Origin of the sequence: Streptomyces mutabilis, from assembly GCF_014649815.1 — a bacterium.
GTDB lineage: Bacteria > Actinomycetota > Actinomycetes > Streptomycetales > Streptomycetaceae > Streptomyces > Streptomyces mutabilis.
In genome coordinates, this window is sequence record NZ_BMTT01000002.1 from 15,274 (window position 1) to 39,674 (window position 24,401).

Annotated in this window: 19 protein-coding genes and 1 pseudogene; 3 read left to right on the forward strand and 17 right to left on the reverse strand. The window is 70.0% G+C overall.

Features of this window, described 5'->3' with window-relative positions; all coding sequences use genetic code 11:
* Window positions 1-30: 30 nt before the first annotated feature.
* Window positions 31-348 carry a ferredoxin gene (gene fdxA, locus IE142_RS04235; protein ID WP_005480604.1) on the reverse strand — a complete coding sequence of 106 codons (318 nt, stop codon included), beginning with the start codon at window positions 346-348 and terminating at the stop codon, window positions 31-33.
* 141 nt (window positions 349-489) lie between these two features.
* Here fdxA and IE142_RS04240 point away from each other — a divergent pair, with 141 nt between their 5' ends.
* Together IE142_RS04240 and IE142_RS04245 are read left to right on the forward strand one after the other, a co-directional pair.
* The gene (locus IE142_RS04240) at window positions 490-1,497 is read left to right on the forward strand and encodes a GNAT family N-acetyltransferase (RefSeq protein WP_191884464.1); all 1,008 of its coding nucleotides are present in this window, start codon (window positions 490-492) and stop codon (window positions 1,495-1,497) included.
* Window positions 1,498-1,527: 30 nt separating this feature from the next.
* The gene (locus IE142_RS04245; protein WP_191884465.1) at window positions 1,528-2,412 is read left to right on the forward strand and encodes a transglutaminase family protein; all 885 of its coding nucleotides are present in this window, start codon (window positions 1,528-1,530) and stop codon (window positions 2,410-2,412) included.
* A gap of 161 nt (window positions 2,413-2,573) precedes the next feature.
* Here the strand turns inward: IE142_RS04245 and IE142_RS37480 are convergent.
* The 5 genes and pseudogenes from IE142_RS37480 to IE142_RS04265 form a co-directional block, all read right to left on the reverse strand.
* Window positions 2,574-2,645: pseudogene (locus tag IE142_RS37480) on the reverse strand (DNA-binding response regulator); the annotation flags it as partial.
* 160 nt (window positions 2,646-2,805) lie between these two features.
* Window positions 2,806-5,163: a hypothetical protein gene (locus IE142_RS04250; protein ID WP_191884466.1), complete on the reverse strand. Its 2,358-nt coding sequence runs from the start codon at window positions 5,161-5,163 to the stop codon at window positions 2,806-2,808.
* A gap of 157 nt (window positions 5,164-5,320) precedes the next feature.
* Window positions 5,321-5,743: a DUF6113 family protein gene (locus tag IE142_RS04255; protein ID WP_191884467.1), complete on the reverse strand. Its 423-nt coding sequence runs from the start codon at window positions 5,741-5,743 to the stop codon at window positions 5,321-5,323.
* Complete coding sequence (gene mshB, locus IE142_RS04260; protein WP_191884468.1) at window positions 5,740-6,633, reverse strand: N-acetyl-1-D-myo-inositol-2-amino-2-deoxy-alpha-D-glucopyranoside deacetylase; 894 nt, start codon at window positions 6,631-6,633, stop codon at window positions 5,740-5,742. The genes IE142_RS04255 and mshB overlap by 4 nt, the downstream gene beginning before the upstream one ends.
* Window positions 6,634-6,779: 146 nt before the next feature.
* Window positions 6,780-6,974 carry a hypothetical protein gene (locus tag IE142_RS04265; protein WP_043380305.1) on the reverse strand — a complete coding sequence of 65 codons (195 nt, stop codon included), beginning with the start codon at window positions 6,972-6,974 and terminating at the stop codon, window positions 6,780-6,782.
* Window positions 6,975-7,160: 186 nt separating this feature from the next.
* On the opposite strand from IE142_RS04265, the gene IE142_RS04270 reads away from it, so the two are divergent.
* Window positions 7,161-9,287 carry a S9 family peptidase gene (locus IE142_RS04270; protein ID WP_191884469.1) on the forward strand — a complete coding sequence of 709 codons (2,127 nt, stop codon included), beginning with the start codon at window positions 7,161-7,163 and terminating at the stop codon, window positions 9,285-9,287.
* A gap of 116 nt (window positions 9,288-9,403) precedes the next feature.
* On the opposite strand, the gene IE142_RS04275 is transcribed toward IE142_RS04270, so the two are convergent.
* The 11 genes from IE142_RS04275 to typA form a co-directional block, all read right to left on the reverse strand.
* Complete coding sequence (locus IE142_RS04275; RefSeq protein WP_191884470.1) at window positions 9,404-10,525, reverse strand: ABC transporter ATP-binding protein; 1,122 nt, start codon at window positions 10,523-10,525, stop codon at window positions 9,404-9,406.
* Complete coding sequence (locus IE142_RS04280) at window positions 10,518-11,501, reverse strand: ABC transporter ATP-binding protein (RefSeq protein WP_191884471.1); 984 nt, start codon at window positions 11,499-11,501, stop codon at window positions 10,518-10,520. Before IE142_RS04280 ends, IE142_RS04275 begins: the two co-directional genes overlap by 8 nt.
* Before the next feature lie 8 nt (window positions 11,502-11,509).
* On the reverse strand, window positions 11,510-12,496 hold the full coding sequence (locus IE142_RS04285; protein WP_043380319.1) for an ABC transporter permease: 987 nt from the start codon (window positions 12,494-12,496) through the stop codon (window positions 11,510-11,512).
* Window positions 12,489-13,412: an ABC transporter permease gene (locus tag IE142_RS04290; protein WP_191884472.1), complete on the reverse strand. Its 924-nt coding sequence runs from the start codon at window positions 13,410-13,412 to the stop codon at window positions 12,489-12,491. The genes IE142_RS04285 and IE142_RS04290 overlap by 8 nt, the downstream gene beginning before the upstream one ends.
* An 8-nt stretch (window positions 13,413-13,420) precedes the next feature.
* The gene (locus tag IE142_RS04295) at window positions 13,421-15,043 is read right to left on the reverse strand and encodes a peptide ABC transporter substrate-binding protein (RefSeq protein ID WP_191884473.1); all 1,623 of its coding nucleotides are present in this window, start codon (window positions 15,041-15,043) and stop codon (window positions 13,421-13,423) included.
* A 228-nt stretch (window positions 15,044-15,271) separates the two neighbouring features.
* Window positions 15,272-16,411: an ABC transporter ATP-binding protein gene (locus tag IE142_RS04300; RefSeq protein ID WP_191884474.1), complete on the reverse strand. Its 1,140-nt coding sequence runs from the start codon at window positions 16,409-16,411 to the stop codon at window positions 15,272-15,274.
* 27 nt (window positions 16,412-16,438) lie between these two features.
* Window positions 16,439-17,500 (reverse strand): ABC transporter ATP-binding protein, encoded by a 1,062-nt coding sequence (locus IE142_RS04305; RefSeq protein WP_191884475.1) that lies wholly within the window; start codon window positions 17,498-17,500, stop codon window positions 16,439-16,441.
* Window positions 17,501-17,510: 10 nt separating this feature from the next.
* A complete protein-coding gene (locus IE142_RS04310) occupies window positions 17,511-18,488 on the reverse strand; it encodes an ABC transporter permease (RefSeq protein ID WP_191884476.1) in 978 nt (325 codons plus the stop codon).
* Between the two features lie 113 nt (window positions 18,489-18,601).
* Entirely contained in the window at window positions 18,602-20,401 is a 1,800-nt protein-coding gene (locus IE142_RS04315) for an ABC transporter substrate-binding protein (protein ID WP_191884477.1), read from the reverse strand.
* Between the two features lie 112 nt (window positions 20,402-20,513).
* Window positions 20,514-21,545, reverse strand: coding sequence for an ABC transporter permease (locus tag IE142_RS04320; RefSeq protein WP_191884478.1), 1,032 nt, complete (start codon window positions 21,543-21,545; stop codon window positions 20,514-20,516).
* Window positions 21,546-22,472: 927 nt separating this feature from the next.
* Window positions 22,473-24,380 carry a translational GTPase TypA gene (typA, locus tag IE142_RS04325; protein WP_043380341.1) on the reverse strand — a complete coding sequence of 636 codons (1,908 nt, stop codon included), beginning with the start codon at window positions 24,378-24,380 and terminating at the stop codon, window positions 22,473-22,475.
* Window positions 24,381-24,401 lie beyond the last annotated feature (21 nt).

Below are 24,401 nucleotides of genomic sequence, written 5' to 3' on the forward strand. Positions count from 1 at the left end.
GGCCGTACGGGACCGAGGCGGCGCGGGTGTTTACGCCTGCGGCGGCAGCGCGGCGACGAAGGGGTGGTCGCGCTCGATCAGCCCCAGCTTGCTGGCGCCGCCGGGCGAGCCGAGCTCGTCGAAGAACTCGACGTTCGCCTTGTAGTAGTCCTTCCACTCCTCCGGAGTGTCGTCCTCGTAGAAGATCGCCTCGACCGGGCAGACCGGCTCACAGGCACCGCAGTCGACGCATTCGTCCGGGTGGATGTACAAGGACCGCTGGCCCTCGTAGATGCAGTCGACCGGGCACTCCTCGATGCACGCCTTGTCCTTGACGTCGACACAAGGCTGCGCGATGACGTAGGTCACGCTGTCGTTCCTCCTCGATACGGGCGCTGGCGGGCCACCTCAGGCTCCGCCGCCTGGCGCGCGGGAGCGCGGCGTCGTCGATGCCCGCCCCTAGTATCTCCGTTCTTGGGCATGATCCGAACAGGAGGGGTGCACCGACCCGTGGAAATCTCTGCCGCAGGCCGTCTGGAAGTCCGCATCACCGCCGCTGACGTGGGCAAAAGAGTCTCCGTACGGCGCCTGAACGCCGCTGGTGGCGCGGCGGAGAAGTTCACCGACACGGTAGGCGTTCTCACATCTTGGGACAACGGTGTGCTGGTGATCACACGGAAGAGTGGCGAAAGCGTCCACATACCCGAAGCCTCGCTGGTCGCGGGCAAGATCGTGCCGTCCGCCCCGGCGCGTCGCCGTGGTCCCGCCGCCTCCTACGAGGAGCTGGCGCGCGTCGCCTCGCGGGCCTGGCGTCCGGTGGAGAGCGAGTGGCTCGGCGAGTGGGAGCTGCGGGCATCGGGCGGATTCACCCGGCGGGCCAACTCCGTACTGCCCCTCGGCGATCCGGGCCTGCCCCTCGACGAGGCGCTGACGGCCGTACGCCGCTGGTACGGCGACCGCGGCCTGCCCGCGTACGTCCAGACCGCCACCGGCGCCGACGGCACGCAGGAGTTGCTGTGCGCGGAGCTGGAGCGACGGGGCTGGATGCGGGAGGTGACGGCCGAGCTGTGGACCGGCGGACTCGCGCCGGTCGCCGACCGGGCGGAGGGCACCGGTGCCGTCCTGTCCCGGGAGGCGGACGAGGCGTGGCTGGCGCGGTACCAGCGCAAGGGCGTGAGCGACGTTGCCCTCCGGGTACTCAGCTCCGGGCCGTCGGTGTGGTTCGCCACGGTGCCCGGTGACGGCGCCCCGGCCGCGATCGGGCGGTGTGTCGTGGACGGACGGTGGGCCTCCTTCGCGGCCGTCGAGGTCGATCCCGCGATGCGGCGCCGAGGGCTCGCCACGACCGTGCTGGCCGCGCTGGCCCGGCGCGCGCTCGACGAGGGAGCGTCGGCGGCGTGGCTCCAGGTCGAGGCCGACAACGCGGCGGCGCGGGCACTGTACGGCGGGATGGGCTTCGCGGCGCATCACGCGTACCACCACTACCGGGAGCCGACGAACGCCGGTACGGACCGGTAGCCGATCGCCGTGGAAGGGCACGAACCAGTCATGCGCCACCCTCACTCCCCGCACCCGCCGTCCCCGGAACGCTCCGCCGAGGTGCGGCGGCGGTTCGCCGAAGAGGCGCGGTCCGAACGGCCCGACCTGTCGACGCTGTGCCTGCTGGTGGGCGCTGAGGCGGACGGGACTCTGGACGAGGCGGGTCTGGACGCCGCTCAGGTGGAGCTGGACCGGCTGGCCGGGGAGCTGCCGTTCCGGCCGGGTTCGCCGCACGCCTGGGCCCAGGCGCTGCGGGACCTGCTGGGCGAGCGGTACGGGTTCCACGGGGTCGCCGCGGACTACCGGCGGCTGGAGTCGTCGCTCCTGCACGAGGTGGTGCGGCGCAGGCGCGGGCTGCCGATCATGCTGTCGGTGGTGTGGCTGGAGGTGGCCAGGCGGGCCGGGGCGCCGGTGTACGGGGTCGCGCTGCCGGGGCACTTCGTGGTCGGGTTCGGTTCGGAGCTCGGTCCGGAGATCGGGTCGCAGGAGGAGCGGGTGCTCGCCGATCCGTTCGACGGGGGCCGGGTGCTGGAGGGGAACGACGCCGAGGTGCTGGTGGCCGGGGCGACGGGGGCGGCGTTGCGGCCGTCGATGCTGGCGCCCGCGGCGCCGTTGGACGTGGTGGCGCGGATCCTGAACAACATCCGGGCGTGGGCGGCGGGCCGTCCGGAGCAGTCGGCTGTCGGGTTGTGGGCGATCGAGCTGGCGTTGCTGTTGCCGGCGCATCCGGCGCGGCTGCGGTACGAGCGGGCGCGGTTGCTGGTGCAGCGGGGGGAGTTCCTGGCCGGGGCCGGGGAGTTGGAGGCTTACGCGGAGGTGGTGGGAGCCGTGGACGAGGCGGTCGCGGAGGAGATCCGGCGGGAGGCCCGGGTGGCTCGCGCCATGCTCAACTGAGATCTGCGCTGGCGCGCCCGGGTGAAGTCCGGGCCTGCGCGCCGTGAGCTCCCGTCGTCGTGCGGTTACGGGCCGCTCGTGGCCGGTCGCGCCCGCGTGGCGCAGCCGCATGGTCGACGCGGCCCGCCGCACCCCTTCGGGGCGGGTGGACGGGCCCGCTGCAGCCAGCCCTTCTCCCGCGCGGTCCGTACCGCCTCCGCCCCGTTCCTGACCGCCAGTTCCTGGAGGGCCGTGGTGAACCGCCGTCGTGCCCGCCGCGGACGGTTGCCCGGCAGTGTCGGTGATCCGGAGTGCTGGCTGACAGTCGTCATACGGCCGTGGAGTGCCGTACGGCCGTCGTACGACGGGAGGGGCCCGGCGAGTGCCGAGCGCCCCTCCCGGGAAGTGGCGTCGTCAGCTGGGGTCGGTCTCGATGACCGCCAACCGGTCGGTCTTGCTCATGAGGGCCTGGCGCAGGGCGCCGTAGACGTCCTGGGGGGTGACGGGCGTCTTATCACCGTTGGCCCGGGTGATGAGCACGCCGTCGAACGCCCCGCCGTAGAGGTCTTCGAGGGCCTTCAGGTCGGGCTTGTCGACCAGCTTGCCGTTGACGGCCGTGACGCGCAGGAACTTCCACAGCGACTTCTCCGGACTCATCGGGACGGAGTGCGCGGGGTCCGTCTGCACGGTCACCTTGGCCGACATCGCCGGCTCGGCGAACTCCTTCATCATCCGGTCGACCTCGGCCTTGGAGACCGTGGGCTGCTGGGTGGTGGTCGGCACGTGCACCGGGGTGGCGGTGCCCGTCTCCACCTGGGCGCGGTACGCCTCCCGCACGGCCTCGGTGGACTTGGCGACGTCGATGCCCTTGCCCGGCTCGCCGTACACGGGCACGGCCTTGCCGGACTCGAACTCGATGGTTCCCTCGGTCAACGAGCCCGCGCCGCCGGCCGCGTCCTCCAGGGCGGCGTGCAGCTTCTCCTCGTCGACGGGCATCACCGGATCGACGACCCGCTGCCGGCCGAAGAGCGAGCCGATCACGGAGACCGGGTTGTAGTCGCTGGTCGCCGCGGCGCTGGCGGTGGCCTGCGTGTCGAGCTGGAGTCCCGCCTGGTCCGGCTTCAGGGAGACGGTCTCGCCGCCCACCGTGAGCTTGAGCGGCTTGCTCGCTCGGGCGGCGAGGACGTCGTCCAGCTTCTCGACGGCGTCGTCGCGCGTGCTGCCACCGATGTCGACGCCCAGCACGGTGGTGCCCTTGGGGACGTCGGAGCGGTTCATGAGGAGGCCCGCGCCGTAGGTGACACCGGCGACGACGACCAGGCCGACCATGAGCAGCGGAAGCTTGCCGCGCCCCTTCTTCTTGGCGGGCTTGGCGGAGCTCGCCGGGGGCGTGGAGACCGGCTCGGGCAGCTTCGGGGGCGTGTGCGGCAGCGGTCCGTCGGCGGGCCCGCCCCGGAACGGCGTGTTCCCGTCGGCGGCCGGTACGACGGGGATGCCGCTGGTGACGGTGTTGCCGGAGACGTTGTCCGGGTTGCCGTAGCCGGGGGTGCCGGGCTCGGGGGCGGGCTTCTGCGGGGTGAGGATCGCGGTGTCGTCACTGAGCCCGCCGCCATTACCGAGCCGGGCGGCGCCGGGGCTCTGCGACCGGTCCGGACCACCGGGTCGGCCGGGAGCGCCGGGGCCACCCGGACCGGTCGGGCCACCGGGGCCGCCCAGGCTGGTCGGGCCACCGGTAACTCCCGGTCCGGCCGGGCCGCCGGGGCCGCGCAAGCCGTCGCTCGCGGGGCCGCGCTGTCCGCCGGGCATGCCGGGTCCCTCGGGCGACCCGGGCGCGCGAAGGCCTCCGGGGGACGGCGACGCCAGCGCGCCGTCCCCGGTGACCGGGCCGCCCGTCGGACCCGCGGGGCCCTGGGCTGCGCCGTACGGTGACTGCCCGTTCGGGCCGAAGTGCCCGTCGCCGGGACCGGGGGCCCGGTTGCCCTGCCCGGCCCCCGAGAAGTACGGGAGGTCGTCGCGGCGCGTTTCGCCGGCGTCGTCGCTGCCCGGAGGCGTTCCGTCGCCGTTGCCGAGAGGCCCCGCCGCCAGTGCCTCGGTGACGTCGAAGGAACCGGTGCCGCCGCCGTGACCGGGCGCCACGGGACCGCCGGCCGCACCGGAGCGACCGGTGCCCTTGGCGGACCCGGGCCGGGAGCCGCCCGGAGCGTTCATGGAGCCGACGACACCACCGGGACGGCCACTCCCGCCGCCCGGTCGCGCACCCGAACCCGCGGGACCCGCCCCGGGCGCGCCCGGCGCACCGGCCGCCGCTTCGGAACCACCGGACGGACCGGCGCCGTTGGTGGAGCCACCACCCTGAGCGCCGGTGCCCGGACCGGACTTGCGCGGCGCGAACCAGTCGCTGGCCGGCTTGTCCTCGGCCGACCGGGCGTACTGCGCGGGCCCGGCGGGAGTCCCCGCGACGCCCGGGGCCGGCGGGGCGGCGCTCGGCTCGGACCGCTCGGCCGTCTCCGCTTCACCGGCGTCGCCCTCGGCGACCGCGACGGGCTTGCGCATGACGACCGGCGGGATGGGTCGCGACCCGGGGATGTTGATCCGGATACGGGTCGTCAGCGTCGTCTCGGTCTTGCGCTCCTCCGGCCGCGTGGCCGAACGGCCCGCTTCCGTACCGGCGTCGGAAGCCGTGGGTGTCCCGTAGGGCGGGGTGCCCGACGGGTAGGCGGCTCCGCCGCGCCCGTGGGGCCCGGAGGACGAACTGTCAGTTTCACGACTCAAGGCAGGTTCTCCCGGTTGGCTCCGCCGCCCGTCACACCTTCAAAGCGGGCGGCTCGGCGGCGCGCACCACCATACTGGCCACTTCTCGCGCGTATTCCGTGACCGCTGGGGAAACCCACACCGGACTCGCACGCCGGTGTCACGGCGGAGCGGTACGTCACTTGCGAAGTCGGACGGCGTCGCCGTCCGGTTGCCGCACCGGTGCGAGCGTGGCGCACATCATAGCGATGGCGATCCCGCCGAGCAGGAACAGATAGGAGCCGCTGCCGGCGGCGAAGAGGAAGTCGCCCTCCGGCCGGCTGGTGGTGAGCAGGACCACGGCGAGTGCCCAGCCGGCGGCGGGCGCGACGGCCCCGCCCCGGCGTCCCACGGCCCGGCCCGCCCCGAGACAGAGTCCCACCTCGGCGGCCAGCGCGAGCAACAGGCCGCCCGGGAACCACGCCGACTGCAGCAGCGCCCCCGCCACGCCGACCACGGCGCCGAGCACGACGAGCCCTGGGTAGAGGGCCGCCCGCCCGAGGGACGGCGGGCGCAGCGGCTGGGCCAGGGCGGAGTTCGTCGGCTCGGTACGCCCGCTCACGACGCCTCCCCGATCCCGTCACCGTTGCCGATTCCGGCGAACAGGTCGCTCTCGCGCCCGTGCTCCCCGTCACCGGGGCCCCGCTCCCCACGCACCAGTTCGTAGTACTCGGTGGTGAAGAGGGGCTGGGCCAGCTCGTTGGACAGGACGAAGCAGGACCCGTCCACGGTGATCTGGGTGGCGTGCGCCCGCATCGCGGCGGCCTTGGCGGCCTGTGCGAAGCCCTCGCCGCGGATCTCGGTGGTGATCCGCTCGTCGTCGACGACGCCCGGTACGTCCTCGATGCCGGCCGCCTTCTCGAAGGGCAGGCCGGGCAGCGCCTCGCCGAGCCGGGCGAAGGCTTCCTCGGCCACGGTGCGCGGCACGCGGTTCCAGTAGACCTTGTCGACCGGGCACCCGGCCTCGGCCGCCAGCTCCACCGCCCGCGTGGCGATGCGGTGGGCCTGGATGTGGTCGGGGTGGCCGTACCCGCCGTTCGGGTCGTAGGTGACGAGGACCTGGGGGCGCACCTCGCGGATCACCTCGACGAGGAGCCCGGCGGCCCGGTCGACGTCGGCCTGCCACAGGCAGCCGGGGTCGTCGTTGTCGGGCAGGCCCATCATCCCGGAGTCGGCGAACCGGCCCGGACCGCCGAGCAGCCGGAAGTCGTCCACGCCTAGCGCGCGCATGGCGGCCGCCAGCTCCTCCCTGCGGTGTCCGCCGAGAGCGGCTCCGGTCAGGTGCGCGAGCTCGGGCGGGATGACCTCGCCCCGCTCACCGAGGGTGCAGGTCACCAGCGTCACGTGGGCGCCTTCGGCCGCGTACCTGGCCATGGTGACGCCGTTGTTGATCGACTCGTCGTCCGGGTGCGCGTGCACCAGCAGCAGACGCCGGGCGGGCATGTCCGTCATGGGACCACCCTATGAGGCCGCGTGCTCGTCCTCGTACGCGGGAGACCGTCCGTGGGGCCGCCCACTCCGCGACGGTGGCTCCCTCACCGTGGAAGACCGCGCGGACGGGGATGGCGAGCAGTGCGCAGCGCGCCCCGGGCCGACTGTCAGAAACTGATGCTCCCGATCATCCCCGCGATGTTCGTCGTCAGCTCACTGATCGTGGGCGCGACGGTCGAGGAGGCCAGGTAGAAGCCCAGCAGCATGCAGACGACCGCATGCCCCGCCTTCAGACCTGACTTCTTGACCAGCAGGAAAACGATGATCGCCAGCAGCACAACCGCCGAAATCGAGAGTGCCACGGCGGCTCACCTCCAATAAGCCCAGGGACATGGGGGGTCGGACGCAGTCGAACCTTGGGACAGATAAATCCACGCAGCGGGTATTCGGGTGATACCCACTGTGCGCTAGTGATCATAACTATCCGTGCGCGCGCATCTCTCGGCGCACGGCCGCACAAGGGGGCGCATGGCCAATATGGTCAAGGCATGACGACCGAGTCCGAGTCCTTCCCCAGACGGCACGCCCGCACCCAGCGGTTCACGCTCGGCGCGCCGCGTTCGTTCACCGTGGCGCCCGGTGGTTCACGGGTCGCCTTCCTGCGCTCAGGTTCCGGCACGGACCGGGCCAACGCCTTGTGGATCCTCGACCTCGAGAAGGGCGGGGAGCGCGTCGCAGCCGACCCGCGCGCCCTCCTGGGCGGCGCCGAGGAGCGCCTGTCGCCCGAGGAGCGGGCCCGGCGCGAGCGCAGCCGCGAGGGTGGCGCCGGCATCGTCGGCTACGCCACCGACTCGGCCCTCGAGCTGGCCTCGTTCGCGTTGTCGGGGCGGCTCTTCACGGCCGAGCTGCAGGCCGGGACCGCACGCGAACTGTCCGTCCCCGGACCGGTGATCGACCCGCGCCCCTCCCCCGACGGACGGCACATCGCGTACGTCGCCCGGGGCGCCCTGCGGGTCGTCGGCGCGGAGGGGGACGGCGACCGGGCGCTGGCCGAGGTGGACGGGGAGGGCGTCACGTACGGGCTCGCCGAGTTCGTCGCCGCCGAGGAGATGGGCCGCAGCCGGGGCTTCTGGTGGGGTCCGGACTCGGACCGGCTGCTGGTGGCGCGCGTGGACGACACGCCGGTCCGGCGCTGGTGGATCTCCGACCCGGCGCACCCCGACCGCGCTCCGCACCAGGTGCCGTATCCGGCGGCGGGCACCGCCAACGCGGACGTACAACTGTTCGTGGTCGGGCTGGACGGGGGGCGCACGGAGGTCCTGTGGGACCGGGCGCGGTATCCGTATCTGGCGCGAGTGCACTGGTCAGCGGCGGGTGCGCCGCTCCTCCTCGTGCAGTCGCGCGACCAGCGCAGCCAGTTGTTCCTCGCCGTGGACGCGGAGTCCGGAACGACCCGGATGGTGCACGCCGACGAAGATCCGATTTGGCTGGAACTCGTCCCCGGCGCCCCCTGCTGGAGCCCATCCGGGCAGCTCGTACGCATCGCCGACGAGGGTGGGGCGCGGGTTCTGACGGTCGGTGAACGGCCGCTCACGGGAGCCCAGTTGCACCTGCGGGCCGTGCTCGACGTCTCCGACGACGACGTGCTGGTCTCCGCTTCGGCGGGCGAGGAGGCGGCCGATCCGGAGACGGGTGAAGTGCACGTCTACCGAGTGAACGAACTCGGCGTGGAGCGCGTCTCCCAGGAGCCCGGCGTGCACTCGGCGGTACGCGCCGGGGGCGTGACCGTTCTGGTCTCGGCGACGCTCGACCGGCCGGGGGCTGGGGTACAGGTCCTGCGGGACGGGAAGCCGACGGCGACCGTGGCGTCCTACGCCGAAGACCCCGGTTTGTCCCCGCGCGTGACGCTCACCCAAGGGGGCGCACGCCGTGTCCCGTGCGCCGTGCTTATGCCAAGGGACTACCACGGTGACACCCCCCTCCCCGTCCTCATGGACCCGTACGGTGGCCCGCACGGCCAGCGCGTGGCGGCCGCGCACAACGCCCACCTGACCTCGCAGTGGTTCGCCGACCAGGGGTTCGCGGTGATCGTCGCCGACGGCCGCGGCACCCCGGGGCGCTCCCCCGCCTGGGAAAAGGCCATCAAGGACGACGTCGCCGCCGTCGTGCTCCAGGACCAGGTGGACGCGCTGCACGCCCTCGCCGCCGACTTCCCGCTCGACCTGAACCGCGTCGCCATCCGCGGCTGGTCCTTCGGCGGCTACCTGGCGGCGCTGGCCGCCCTGCGCCGGCCGGACGTCTTCCACGCCGCCGTCGTGGGCGCCCCGGTCACCGACCTGCGGCTCTACGACACCCACTACCAGGAGCGCTACATCGGCCACCCGGACGAACAGCCGGAGGTCTACCGCCGCAATTCGGTGATCGACGACGCGGGCCTGGTGGACGCCGCCGAACCGCACCGGCCGATGATGATCATCCACGGGCTGGTGGACGACAACGTGGTGGTCGCCCACTCCCTGCGCCTGTCATCGGCCCTGCTGACCGCGGGCCGCCCGCACGAGGTGCTGCCGCTGTCCGGGGTCACGCACATGACACCGCAGGAGTCGGTCGCCGAGAACCTGCTGATGCTCCAGGTGGACTTCCTCGAGCGGTCGCTCGCCCGACGCCGCCCGTAGCCGCCAACCGCTTTAACACACAGGCAACTTCACCGACGCGGTACCGATATACGGACGCGTGAAGCTGATCGACGTACGGCCGTGCGGGTGCCGTGAGCGGGCCGGGGAGCACCAAGTCACCCCGGCCCGCTGCCCTGTCCGCCCTCCTCCGGGCTGTCCTCCCGGTGCGCGCCGTGCGGGCCGCTCGCGCCGTGCGCGATGTCGCCTGGCTCCTCCGGCGGCACGACCTGCTTCTCCTCCGCGAAGTGGCACGCCGAGTCGTGGGCCGCCGGTCCGGGGACGCCCCGGAACTCGGCGGGCACCGCCAGCGCCGGCACCTCCAGGGCGCAGCGCTCCCGCGCCTTCCAGCAACGGGTGCGGAAACGGCAGCCGGAGGGGATGTCGGTCGGCGACGGGACGTCCCCGGCGAGGATGATCCGCTCGCGGTGCTCCCGGGCCTCCGGGTCGGGCACGGGCACGGCGGACAGCAGCGCCTGGGTGTAGGGGTGGGTCGGGTGGTCGTAGATCTCGGCGTCGCGGCCGGTCTCCACGATGCGGCCGAGGTACATCACGCCGACCCGGTCGGAGATGTGCCGGACGATCGACAGGTCGTGGGCGATGAAGATGTACGACAGGTCGAACTCGTCCTGGAGGCGGCCCATCAGGTTGATCACCTGGGCCTGGACGGACACGTCCAGCGCCGACACCGGCTCGTCGGCCACGATGATCTCCGGGCGCAGGGCCAGTCCCCGTGCGATGCCGATCCGCTGCCGCTGGCCGCCGGAGAACTGGTGGGGATAGCGGTTGATGTACTCCGGGTTGAGGCCGACCACGTCCAGCAGGTGCTGGACCCGCCCGCGCCGGTCGCCCTTCGGGGCCACCTCCGGGTGGATTTCGTACGCCTCCCCGATGATGTCGCCGACCGTCATGCGGGGGTTGAGGGAGGTGTAGGGGTCCTGGAAGACCATCTGGATGTTGCGGCGTACGGACCTCAAAGCCTTGCCGGACAGCCGGGTGATGTCCTCGCCCTTGTAGCGGATCTCGCCGGCCGTCGGCTTCTCCAGGTTGACCAGCATCTTGGCGACCGTGGACTTGCCGCAGCCGGACTCGCCGACGATGCCCAGGGTTTCGCCGCGGGCCAGTTCGAAGTCGACGCCGTCGACGGCCTTCACCGAGCCGACCTGCTTCTTGAAGAGGATGCCGGATGTCAGCGGGTAGTGCTTGACCAGCCCCCTGACCTGGAGGATCGGCTCAGCCATGCAGGCACTCCCTCCAGAAGTGGCAGGCGCTGCCCCGCTCCGCGTCGGACTCCGTCACGTCGTACAGGGGCGGTACGTCGGTGCGGCAGATGTCCTGGGCCATCGGGCAGCGGGGGTGGAAGGCGCAGCCCGGCGGGATGCGGGTGAGGTTGGGCGGCAGGCCCTTGATGGCGTACAGCTCCCGGCCCTTCTGGTCCAGGCGCGGGATCGACTCCAGCAGGCCGCGGGTGTAGGGGTGGGCGGGCGCCTTGTAGATGTCGTGGACCTGCGCCGTCTCCACGATCCGGCCCGCGTACATCACCGCGATCCTGTCGGCGACGTCGGCGACCACGCCGAGGTCGTGGGTGATGAGGATCAGTCCCATGTGCAGCTCGCGCTGGAGTTCCGCGAGCAGGTCCATGACCTGAGCCTGGACGGTGACGTCGAGGGCGGTGGTCGGTTCGTCGGCGATGATCAGCTTCGGCTCCAGGGCCATCGCCATGGCGATCATGATGCGCTGGCGCATGCCGCCGGAGAACTGGTGCGGGTACTGCTTCACCCGCTCCTCGGCGGCGGGGATGCGGACCCGGTCCATCAGCTGCACGGCCTTGGCGCGGGCGTCCTTGCGGGACATGCCCCGGTGCACGGTGAACATCTCGCCGAGCTGGTCGCCGACGGTCAGGACCGGGTTCAGCGAGGACAGCGCGTCCTGGAAGATCATCGCCATCTCGGCGCCGCGGACCTTCCGGCGTTCCTCCTCCTTCAGCTTCAGCAGGTCCCGCCCCTCGAAGAGGACCTCGCCGGCGGTGATCCGGCCCGGCGGCATGTCGAGGATGCCCATGACGGTCTGGGCGGTGACGGACTTCCCGGAGCCGGACTCGCCGAGGACCGCCAGGGTTTCGCCCGCGTCCACGCCGTAGCTGACGCCGTTGACGGCCTTGGCGACACCGTCCCGGGTGTGGAACTCCACGTGCAGGTCGCGCACTTCGAGCAGCATCCGGCGGCTCACCTCAGCTTCGGGTCGAGGGCGTCGCGCACCGCGTCGCCGAGCATGATGAACGCGAGGACGGTGACGGCGAGGGCTCCGGAGGGCCAGAGCAGGGCGTGCGGGGCGTTGCGTACGTAGGGGGCCGCGGCGGAGATGTCGATGCCCCAGGAGACGCTGGGCGGCTTGAGGCCGACGCCGAGGAAGGACAGGGTCGCCTCCAGGGAGATGTAGGTGCCGAGCGCGATGGTGGCGACGACGATGACGGGGGCGACGGCGTTGGGCGCGATGTGCCTCAGCAGGAGCCGGGAGTTGGAGGCGCCGAGCGCCCGCGCGGCCTGGACGTAGTCGTTCTGCTTGGCGGTGATGACGGAGCCGCGGGCGATGCGGGAGATCTGCGGCCAGCCGAGCAGCACGATGAACCCGATGACCGGCCAGACGGTGTTGCTGGTGATGACGGAGAGCAGGACCAGGCCGCCGAGGACAACCGGGATCGCGAAGAAGACGTCCGTGATCCGGGACAGGATCGCGTCGCCCGTGCCGCCGAAGAACCCTGCCAGCCCGCCGAGCACGCTCCCGAGGACCGCGACACCGAGCGTGGCGAGGACACCGACCGCCACCGACGTGCGGGCGCCGTGGACCGTGCGGGTGTAGACGTCGCAGCCCTGGCCGTTGAAGCCGAAGGGGTGACCGGCCTGGGACCCCTCCTGCGCCTTGGCCAGGTCGCACTTGAGGGGACTGCCGGAGGCGATCAGGGACGGCCAGACGGAGATGACGATCAGGAAGAGGATCACCAGGGCCGAGATGATGAAGACGGGATTGCGGCGCAGGTCGTGCCAGGCGTCGGACCAGAGGCTGCGGGGCCTGTCCTGGGGGCCGGTGCCGTCGGGGCTCTCCGGAGCCTTCTCCAGGGTGATGGCCTCGCTCGCGCCCAGGTCCATCTGCCCGCCCATGCCGGTGCCGGCGACGGCGCGCTCGGGCTCGTAGGGCTGCTGCTGGTCAGGCATAGCGGATCCTCGGGTCGAGTACGGCGTACAGGAGGTCGACGAGGAGGTTGGCGACGAGGAAGACCAGGACCAGGACGGTGACGAAGCCGACCACCGTCTGCGTGTTCTGGCGGAGGATGCCCTGGTAGAGCTGGTAGCCGACGCCGTGGATGTTGAAGATCCGCTCGGTGACGATGGCGCCGCCCATCAGGGCGCCGATGTCGGTGCCGATGAAGGTGACGACGGGGATGAGGGAGTTGCGCAGCAGGTGCCGGGTGATGACCCGGCGGCGGGGCAGGCCCTTGGCGATGGCGGTGCGGACGTAGTCGGAACGCCGGTTCTCCGCGATGGAGGTGCGGGTCAGGCGGGTGACGTACGCCAGGGATACCGAGGCGAGGACCAGGCCGGGGACGATCAGCTCGCCGAAGGGCGCCTCGGAGGAGACGGCCGGGTCGATCCAACCCCACTTGACGCCGAGGAGGAGCTGGAGGAGCAGACCGGTGACGAAGGTGGGGACGGAGATGACGACGAGGGTCAGCAGCAGGACCCCGGTGTCGACCGGACGGCCGCGGCGCAGGCCGGTGACGACGCCGAGGATGATGCCGACCACGATCTCGAAGAGGATCGCCACGACGGTCAGCCGGATGGTGACCGGGAAGGCCGTGCCCATCAGCTCGGTGACCGGCTGGCCGTTGAAGGCGGTGCCGAAGTCGCCGGTGAAGAGGTTGCCCATGTAGGTGGCGTACTGCTGCCACACGGGCTGGTCGAGGCCGAACTCGTGCCGCAGCCGCGCGGCCGTCGCCGGATCGCACTCGCGGTCGCCGCAGAGTCCCGCGACGGGGTCGCCCATCACGTTGACCATCAGGAAGATCAGCAGCGTGGCCCCGATGAAGACCGGGATCATCTGGAGCAGCCGCTGGACGACGTAGCGTCCCATGGCGCCCCTCAGCCGACCTTGATCTCGTTGTAGACCGGGACGCTGAACGGATTGAGTTCCACGTTCGACAGCCGGTCCGAGTAGCCGGCGCTGCCGTTCTGGTACCAGAGCGGGATGGCGCCCATCTCGTCCCGCAGGACCTCCTCGGCCTGCTGGAAGAGGCCGATGGCCTTGGCGGTGTCCGTCTCGGCGTTGGCCCGGTCGACGAGGTCGTCGAACTTCTCGTTGGACCACTTGCCGTCGTTGGAGGAGGCGTTGGTGTAGTAGAGCGGCTGGAGGAAGTTCTGGATGAGGGGGTAGTCCATCTGCCAGCCGGCGCGGAAGGGGCCGCTCATCTTGCGGTCGGTGATCTGGTTGCGGAAGTCGGCGAAGGTGCCGACCGGGTTGCCGACGCAGGCGCGGTCGTTGTCCAGGGCGTTGTTGATGGAGTTGCAGACCGCGTCCACCCACTGCTTGTGGGAGCCGGTGTCGGCGTTGTAAGTGATCTTGACCTGGCCGCCGGGGAGGCCGCCGCCGTCCTTGATCAGCTGCTTGGCCTCGTCGGGCTTGTACTCGCAGGCCTCGCCGCACAGCCCGGCCTTGTAGCCGCCGTCCTCGCCGAGGACGGGCGAGGTCCAGTCGGTGGCCGGAGTGCGGGTCTGCTGGAAGATCGTGTCGGTGATCTGCTTGCGGTCGATCGCCATGGACAGGCCCTTGCGGACCTTCTCGGAGCCGGGCTTGCTCCAGTCGTTGTCGTAGAACGGGAAGGCGAGCGTCTGGATGATGCCGGCCGGGGTGTTGATGTACCGGTCGCCGAGGTCGCTCTTCACGTTCTTGAGCTGGGCGGCGGGGACGTCGTCGACGAGGTCGAGGTTGCCGGCCATCAGGTCGGTGTAGGCGGTGTTGTTGTCGGTGTACACCTTGAGGTCGACGCCGCCGTTCTGTGCCTTGTCCGGGCCGGGGTACTGCTCCCACTTGCGCAGGGACATCCGGGAGCCGCGGGTGTAGTTGTCCACCATGTACGGGCCGTTGCCGATGGGCTTCTTCAGCCAGGCGTCGTGGTCGTCGAAGAAGGCCCGGGGCAGCGGTGCGAAGGCCGGGTAGCCGAGGGTGTCGGGGAAGGTCGAGAACTTCTGGCTGAGCTTGACGGTGAAGGTGAGCGGCCCGGTGACCTTCAGCCCGGAGAGCGTGTCGGCGCTCTGCTCGCCGCTCTCGGGGTGCACCTTGTCGTAGCCGTCGATGTACGCGAAGAAGTACGCGTTGCGCTGGTTGTTCTTCAGGCCGGCGCCGTAGTTCCAGGCGTCCACGAAGGACTGGGCGGTGACCTTCTCGCCGTTGGAGAAGGTCCAGCCGTCCTTGACGGTGACGGTGAAGTTCTGCGAGTCGGAGGTCTCGATCTTCTCGGCGAGCATGTCCTTCGCCTCGCCGGTCTTCGGGTCGTACTTCTTCAGCCCCCGGAAGATCATGTCGAGGACCTTGCCGCCCTGCACCTCGTTGGTGTTGGCCGGCTCCAGCGGGTTCTGCGGGTCGCCCCAGGAGGAGCTGAGCACCGCGCCGGCGTCTCCGCCGCCGCCCCCGCCCCCGCAGGCCGTCGCCGCGAGGACTGCCGCCGCCGCGCAAGCGGCCCATTTGGCGTGCCCGACTCCGCGCATGGGGTGCCTCCTCGTGCCCTGACCCGTCCGGCTCTGCCACCGGCTCGGCCGCCGGCTCATCCGCTGATCCATTACCGGCCAGCATCAGGGGGCGGGCACGAAAACGCCCGTTCGTCCGGTCCGTACGGGTACGGGGCTGGTCCGGACGGGGGGCCACCGGACACACGGGAACCGGGGCGGGAGCCCGTGCTCCCGCCCCGGTTCCGGGGTGCCGTGCCGGTGGCCGGCTCAGCCCTTGGCGACCTCCGCGTCGCCGCCGTCCTCCAGTGCCTTCAGCCCCGGGTCCATCACCACGTCCTCGGCCCGGGCCGCGGTGGTGGGCTCCTCCGGGAAGTGGCAGGCGGTCAGGTGGCCCGTCCTGCTGCCTTCGATGCGGACCAGCGGCGGCTCCTCCGTCGCGCACTTGTCCTGCGCCTTCCAGCACCGGGTACGGAACCGGCAGCCGGACGGCGGGGCGATCGGCGAGGGGACGTCGCCCTCCAGGCGGATGCGCTCCCTCTTGTCGCCGTCGATGTCGGCTTCCGGCACCGCGGACAGCAGCGCGTGCGTGTACGGGTGCCGGGGCCGGGTGTAGATCGACTCGCGGTCCGCGATCTCCACGATCTTGCCGAGGTACATCACCGCGACGCGCTGCGAGAAGTGGCGCACGATCGCCAGGTCGTGGGCGATGAAGACGAACGCGATCCCCATCTCCCGCTGCACCTCCTGCAGCAGGTTCACCACCTGGGCCTGGATCGACACGTCCAGGGCCGAGACCGGCTCGTCGGCGACGATCAGTTTCGGCTCCAGGGCGACCGCGCGCGCGACACCGATGCGCTGGCGCTGACCGCCGGAGAACTCGTGCGGGAAGCGGTTGTAGTGCTCCGGGTTGAGACCGACGATCTCCAGGAGCTCCCGGACGCGCTTCTCACGGCCGCCGGGCGGGTTGATCCCGTTGATCTCCATCGGGCCCGAGATGATCGTGCCGACCGTCTGCCGCGGGTTCAGCGACGCGTACGGGTCCTGGAAGATCATCTGGATCTCGGACCTGATCGGCGCCAGCTGTCTGCGGCTGGCCCGGCTGATGTCCTGGCCCTTGTACTGGATGGTGCCCTGGGTGGGCTCGTACAGCCGGGTCAGCAGCCGGCCGGTCGTCGACTTGCCGCAGCCGGACTCGCCGACCAGGCCGAGGCTCTCCCCCGGGTAGACCTCGAAGTCGAGGCCGTCGACGGCCTTGACGTGTCCCACGGTGCGCTTGATCGGGAAGCCGCCCTTGATCGGGAAGTGCTTCGTCAGGCCGCTGACCCTGAGGAGCGGTCCGCCGTCGCCGTCCCGCTGCTGCGGGATCGGGTCGGCCACCGCCGTGGTCGTCTTGCTGTTGTCGCTCATGGTGATGCCCCAGTCGCCGGTTTCCGCTCAGCCCAGCCGGGGCTGAATCTTCTCGATGAACGCCTGCTGCCGCTGTTCCCCCGTCAGGTGACAGGCCGCGGCCCGCCCGGCGGCGAGCGTCGGCCGCTCACCGGAGCAACGGTCCCCGGAAACCTTGTCGGTGAAGGCGCACCGCGGGTGGAACGCGCAACCCGAGGGCGGGTTGAGCAGCGAGGGCGGCGACCCGGGAATGGGCAGCAGCGGCTCGTCCACGTCGGAGGAGAGCCTCGGCATCGAGCCCAGCAGGCCCCAGGTGTACGGGTGCTGAGGCGACTTGAGCACCTCGCGCACCGTCCCGCGCTCCACGGCCCGGCCCGCGTACATCACGAGGATGTCGTCGGCCATGTTGGCGACCACGCCGAGGTCGTGGGTGATCATGATGATGGCGGAGCCGAACTCCTGCTGCAGGTCCTTGAGCAGGTCGAGGATCTGCGCCTGCACCGTCACGTCGAGTGCCGTGGTCGGCTCGTCGGCGATGAGCAGGTCCGGGTCGCAGGCGAGCGCCATGGCGATCATGGCGCGCTGCCGCATACCGCCGGAGAACTGGTGCGGGTAGTCGTCGACCCGCTTCTGCGGGTGCGGGATGCCGACCTTCTCCAGCAGGTCGATGGCGCGCACCCGGGCGTCCTTCTTGGAGGCGCCGGTGTGCTTCATGAACGGCTCGCCGATCTGCCGACCGACCGTGTAGTACGGCGACAGCGCGGTCAGCGCGTCCTGGAAGATCATCGCCATCTTCTTGCCGCGCAGCGTCTCCAGCTGCTTCTCACCGGCGTCGGTCAGTTCCTGGCCGTCCAGCGTGATCGACCCGTCGATGGCGGTCTTCCGGCGGTCGTGCAGGCCGAGGACGGCCAGGTTGGTCACCGACTTGCCGGAGCCGGACTCGCCCACGATGCCGAGGGTCTTGCCACGCTCGAGGTCGAAGGAGAGCCCGTCCACCGCCTTGACGACGCCGCCCTCGGTGGAGAAGTGGACCTTGAGGTCGCGCACCGAGAGGAAGGCGTCCCCCGCGGCGGCGGCAGCGGCCTCTTCGGGCTTGGTCTGAGTGGTCACGGTGGTTCTCCTAGGACAGGCGCACGCGCGGGTCGATGACGGCGTACAGGGCGTCCACGATCAGGTTGAAGACGATGATGAGCGCGGCACTGACGAGCATGACGCCCATCAGCATCGGCAGGTCCTTGTTGGTCACGGAGTCCAGCGCGAGCCGGCCGACCCCGGCCAGACCGAACGTCATCTCCGTGACCATGCCACCGCCCATGAGCGCCGACAGGTCGATGCCGAGGATGGTGACGATGGGGATGAGGGAACCGCGCCAGGCGTAGCGGAAGAAGGTGTAGTTGCCCGACATGCCCTTGGCGCGGGCCGCTCTCACATGCTCTTCCTGTAGCTGCTCGATCATCGACGAGCGGCTCATCCGGGTGTAGTTGGCGGTGAAGATGGTCGCCATGACGATCCAGGGGATCAACAGACCCATGAACCAGCCGCCGAGGTCCTCCGAGAAGGGCACGTACTTCGGTTTGTCCAGCCAGCCGGTGCTGTACACGAACGCCAGCAGCACGAGCGGGCCGAGGAAGTAGATCTGCAGGGAGCTGACGACCAGCGACCCCGAGCTGAACACCTTGTCGATCCAGGTACCGCGGTTCTTGGCCGCCAGCATGCCGGCGCCGAGACCGAGGATGAGGAAGACGACCAGGCTGCCCACGGTCAGCGAGATGGTCAGCGGGAAGCGGTCGAGGATCGTGTCCCAGACGTTCTGGTCGTTGGCGAAGGAGACACCGAAGCAGGGGGCGGGGCAGTGTCCGACGGCGAAGTCGCGGCCGGCGAAGATGCCGACCATGAAGTCCCAGTACTGGACGGTGACCGGCTTGTCGAGGCCCAGGTTCTTGTGGATGATCGCCAGCGCGTCCGGAGTGCAGTTCTTGCCACAGGCCAGCATGGCCGGGTCCTGCGGGATCGCGAAGAACATGAAGAACGTGAACGCACTGATCAGCAGGAGGATCAGCGCCGCGCCGAACGTCCGGCGAATGAGGAATTGAAGCATGGCAGACAGCTGCTCTCAGGACGGCGGCAGTCGGGTGGGAGGTCTGGGAGGGGTACGGGCCCGGTGGTGGGCGCTCCGCCGCGCGCCCACCACCGGTTCTCCGACCTGGCGGATTACTTCTTCAGGAAGATCCGGGTGACGTCCACGTAGCTCGAGTCGGAGCTGTAGCGGATGCCGCCGATGTTCGAACCGAAGATCTGGAAGACCTTGGTGTAGTAGATCGGCGCGGCCGGGTTGACCTTCTCCGAGATGTACTTGGACAGCTCGGACCAGGCCTTGGTGGCCTCGGTCGTGTCGGTGATCGCCTCGATCCGCTTGACCTCGGAGTTCACGTGGGCGTCGTTGATGTGCGAGTAGTTCGACGCGCCGTCCTGGATCTGCGTGCCGTCGTAGGACGGCGGGATGACCGTGGAGGCGGACGGCCAGTCCTGGCCCCAGCCGGTCATGTACAGGTCGAGGCCGTTCTTGACCTTGCCGACCTGCTCGTACCAGGTGGCCTGGTCGATCTCCTTCTTCTGGATGTCCAGACCGATCTTCTCCAGCGCGTCGGTGATCAGAACGGCCTGCTTCTGGCGGGTCGGCGTGTTCGCGTAGGCGTAGACGAGGCTCTTGCCCTCGAAGCCACCCTCCTTGATCAGCTTCTTGGCGGCCTCGATGTCACCGTTGGGCTTCTTGCGGCGCTCGAAGGGGTCGAACGTGTCGTCGTAACCCGGAGTGGTGGGCGACATCAGCGAGTTGGCGACCTCACCGCCGTACGCACCACCGTCGGCCTTGTAGACCGAGTCGGAGGGCAGCGCCAGGGTGATGGCATCGCGGAGCTTCTTGTCCTTGATGCGGTCCATGTTGAAGTTCAGCTGCCACACGTAGGGCGCGTAACCCTGGATGGTGCGCTTCATCGCCTCCTTGTTGCTCACCACCTGCTGCAGCTGGGTGGTGGCGACCTGGCCCGTGAACATCATGGCGTTCTTGGCTTCGCCCTGGTCGGCGAGGAGGGTCTTGGTCTGGTCCTCGTCGTCGTGGTTCATCGAGATGTTGAACCCGTCGACGTACTGGTGACGCACGGAGTCGGACTTCGGGTCCCACTGGTCGTTCTTGACCAGCGTCATGGACTTGCCGGGCTTGAAGTCGGAGATCTTGTACGGGCCGACGGCGACCGGGTCGGAGTCGTACTTCGCCTTGGTGTCCGTCTCCTCCGGGACGATGCTGTAGCCGGGCATGGTCAGCATCTGCGGCAGGTCGGGGCGTGCTTCCTTGAAGTGGAAGACGACCGTCTTGTCGTCCGGCGTCTCGAGGACGGAGTCGGGCAGGTGCTTGCCCTTGTCCGGGCCCTCGTACGCGTCGCGGTAGGTGGTGCCGGCGCCGGACAGCCACTGCTGCAGGTACGTCGGGCCGTCGGTGATGTAGTCCGAGTACAGGCGCTCGACCGTGTTGCGGATGTCCGCAGCGTTGATCGGGTTGCCGTTCTCGTCCTTCAGGTTGTCCTTGAGGGTGTACGTCCAGGTCTTGCCGCCGTCCGAGGTCTTGCCCGCGTCGGTGGCGAGGTCGCCCACGACGGTCAGGTTGCCCTGGTCGTCCTCGGAGTACTGGGTCAGGCCGCGGAAGATGAGGCGGCTGAGCAGCTTGCCGTCCGAGACGTAGATCTGGCCCGGGTCCAGGTGGGAGAAGTCCGCCTCCTGGTAGACCGTGGCGACGCCGCCCGGCTTGGCGCCCGGGACCTCGGGGGCCGGACCGGTCGACGCCTGGGCGTCACCGATCTGGACCGGCTTCGACTGCGACTTGGCGTCCTCCTTGGTCTTGCTCTTGTCCTGGGAGGAGTTGTCGCTGCCGCCACCACCGCAGGCGGTGAGAGTCAGTGCGCCGGCCGCGACCGCGACTATCGCGGCCGTGGCGGTGCGGTTACGGAAGATGCTCATAGGGACGAATCCACCTGCCTGTGAGTAGTGAACACTGCTGGTACTTGGCCGGGGCCGGGCTGAGCGGCGCCGAACCGGCCGGGGCGGGGTGTGGGGGGATTCCCCTGGGGGATCAGCGGCTCGACTTGGGATCGAAGGCGTCCCGCACCGAGTCGCCGAGGAGGTTGAAGGCCACCATGAAGACCACCATGGCCACTCCGGGGAAGAGCATGTAGTAGGGGTCCTGCTCGACGATGCCGGCACCGATGGCGAACATCCGTCCCCAGTCCGGCGTGGGCTCGACGTAGCCGACGCCCACGAAGGAGAGGAAGGCGATGCTCAGAATGGTGCTCGGCAGCGTCAGCGTCGCCTGTACCAGCGTGGGGGTGACGATGTTGGGCAGCAGTTCCTTGCGGATGATGCGCCAGGGCGAGGCCCCGGAGATGCGCGCCGCTTCCACGAACTCCCGGTCGCGCAGGGAAAGGGTGGCGCCGCGGACGATGCGGGCCATGCTCATCCAGCCCAGGAAGGACAGGACGATGATGATGGCACAGGCCCGCACGTAGGTGGGCGTCTCCTTGTCGGGGGCGACGAAGACCGTGGTGATGACGGGCATCGCGGCGACGAAGAACAGCTGGCTGGGCAGCGCCATGAAGAAGTCGGTCACCCGGCCGAGCCAGTAGTCGACCTTCCCGCCGAAGTAGCCGCCGGTGAGGCCGATCAGCACACCCAGGATCGTCATGATGAGGGTCGCGGCCAGCGCGGTGGCGATCGAGTTGCGCATGCCGTAGAGCAGCTGCGTGAACACGTCGCGGCCCAGGCCCGGTTCGATGCCGAACCAGAACTCCCCGTCGATGCCGCCGAAGGGCGCCGCCGGCATGGTGAACATGTCGAGCAGCTCGGGCCGCTCCTGCCCGTAGAGCGTGTACGGGTCCTTGCCGTAGACCTTCGAGACCAGCGGCGCCGCCGCGGAGATCACGAGGAAGAACAGGACGACGCATGCGGAGATCACACCGGCCCGGTCGCGCTTGAAGCGCGCCCACATCAACTGCCCGGGCTTCTGCCCCACCGGCTCCTTCGGCTTGTCGGCGTCACCCTTGGGCGCGCTCTCCATGTCCAAGGCGGAAGAGGCTTCAGCACCCTCAAGCTCGATTGGACTCGTCATGATTCGTCCGTTTCACAGGTTGGAGGTCGTCGGGGGCGCGCTGCGGTCCGACGGCCTTCGCACGGCGTACGTCATTCGCAGCGCGCGAGGGGAACAACGACGGAGGGGCGTCACCACCCCTGGGGAACCCTGGGCTCGCGGTCGGGGCCTACCGACCGACGGACCTGGTCGTCAAGGGAGTTCGCGACGTCGCGTCGCTACCGCAACCACCGTGACGGCACAGGACGCACCCGCGGGGCCTACAGCCGCCATCGGGGACGATGCGACCCATATGGCGCTTGTGGCACCTCGCATGGGTTCCTCCTCATGAATCCGCTGGTTCACCGCAAAGAGGAGCACACGACACATCCCGGCCACCTTTCGGTGCCTGAATTGGTCTGGTGCCCCCGCGCTCGCGAGTCTTCGCCATCAGCGCGTGACCCGTTCATCCGAGCTCTACGCGCCTAACTATCTGCCATCCGCGGGGGAACGAACCACACCCTCGAGGTCTCGGTTCGATCACAGATAGAGGCTAGATCTTTCAAAATCCGGACAAAGGGTTTGGTGAGAGATCGCTGCGAAACGGACTTGTTACACATCTGGCGGTGGTCACCGTCCGGATAACGGACGCCATAGTGACGAAAAGTGATTGCGCGTAACGCGTCCGCAGTGCAGAGTCCCGTGCAGGACTGTCCTGCGCTCGGCGCACACGCCGGCGGGCCGGGCGGAATGCTTCCGCGGAGGTTAGTGCCGTTCCGGCCGGTCGACGGCGCTTCGCCGCCGAATCGAGGGTTTTCCCTAGAAGTTGCCCGTAAGGGACGTGGCGCCCGTGCCAGGGACCGACGTGCCCGTGCCGGGGGCCAACGTGGAACGGCGCCGGGCACCACGCGGTTCGCGTGGTGCCCGGCGCCGTTGCGGGGCGGGGTGTCAGCCGTGTCCGGCGTCCGGTCAGCCGTGCTTCGCGCGGCTCGCGGCGCGGGCGCGCTCACGGGCGTCCAGGTTCACCTTGCGGATGCGCACGGCCTCCGGGGTCACCTCGACGCACTCGTCGTCGCGGCAGAACTCCAGCGACTGCTCCAGCGACAGCTTGCGCGGCGGGACGATCGACTCGGTCACATCGGCCGTGGAGGACCGCATGTTGGTGAGCTTCTTCTCCTTGGTGATGTTGACGTCCATGTCGTCGGCGCGGGAGTTCTCGCCGACGATCATCCCCTCGTACACCTCGGTGCCGGGCTCCGTGAAGAGCACGCCGCGCTCCTGAAGGTTCGTCATCGCGAAGGCGGTGACGGCACCGGAGCGGTCGGCGACCAGCGAGCCGTTGTTGCGCGTCTGCAGCGTGCCGAACCACGGCTCGTGGCCCTCGTGGATGGAGTGGGCGATGCCGGTGCCGCGGGTCTGGGTCAGGAACTCCGTCCGGAATCCGATCAGGCCGCGGGACGGCACCACGAACTCCATGCGCACCCAGCCCGAGCCGTGGTTGGACATGTTGTCCATCCGGCCCTTGCGCACGCCCATCAGCTGCGTGACCGCGCCCATGTGCTCCTCGGGCACGTCGATCGTCATGCGCTCGACGGGCTCGTGGACCTTGCCGTCGATCTCCTTGGTGACGACCTGCGGCTTACCGATGGTCAGCTCGAAGCCCTCGCGGCGCATCTGCTCGACCAGGATGGCCAGCGCCAGCTCACCGCGGCCCTGCACCTCCCAGGCGTCCGGCCGGTCGGTGTCCAGGACGCGGAGCGAGACGTTGCCGATCAGCTCGCGGTCCAGGCGGTCCTTGACCTGACGGGCGGTCACCTTGCGGTCCTTGACGGCCGCCTTGTTGTCCGCGCCCTTGCCGGTGGCACCGCGGCCGACCAGCGGGGAGGTGTTGGTGCCGATCACCATGGAGATCGCGGGCTCGTCCACCGTGATCAGCGGCAGCGGGACCGGGTTCTCCTGGTCGGCGAGGGTCTCGCCGATCATGATGTCCGGGATACCGGCGACCGCGCAGATGTCACCGGGGCCGGCCTTCTCGGCGGGCTTGCGGGTGAGCGCCTCGGTCATCATCAGCTCGGAGATGCGCACGTTGCTCACCGAGCCGTCGCGCTTCATCCAGGCGACCGTCTGGCCCTTCTTCAGCTCGCCCTGGTGCACGCGCAGCAGGGCGATGCGGCCGAGGAAGTTGTCGGCGTCGAGGTTGGTGACGTGCGCCTGGAGCGGGGCGTCCTCGTCGTAGGTCGGCGCCGGGATGTGCTCCAGGATGGTGGAGAAGAACGGCTCCAGGTTGGTGGAGTCCGCGGGGACCGTGCCGTCGTCGGGCTTGGTGAGGGAGGCGACGCCGTCCCGCCCGCAGGCGTAGACGATCGGGAACTCGATCTGCTCCTCGTCGGCGTCCAGGTCGAGGAAGAGGTCGTAGGTCTCGTTGACGACCTCGTCGATCCGGGCGTCGGGACGGTCCGTCTTGTTGATGCACAGGATGATCGGCAGACGCTGGTGGAGCGCCTTGCGCAGCACGAAGCGGGTCTGCGGCAGCGGGCCCTCGGAGGCGTCCACGAGGAGCACGACGCCGTCGACCATCGACAGACCGCGCTCGACCTCGCCGCCGAAGTCGGCGTGGCCGGGGGTGTCGATGATGTTGATCGTGATCGGGTCCCCGCCGTCCTTCGGGTGGTACTTCACCGCGGTGTTCTTGGCGAGGATCGTGATGCCCTTCTCACGCTCCAGGTCGTTCGAGTCCATCATGCGGTCGTCGACGGAGTCGAGCTGGTGCGCGGCGAAGGCACCGGCCTGCTTGAGCATTCCGTCGACGATGGTGGTCTTGCCGTGGTCGACGTGGGCGACGATGGCGACGTTGCGGATGTCGTGGCGCGTGGCCATAGTGAGGCGTACTCCCGGAGG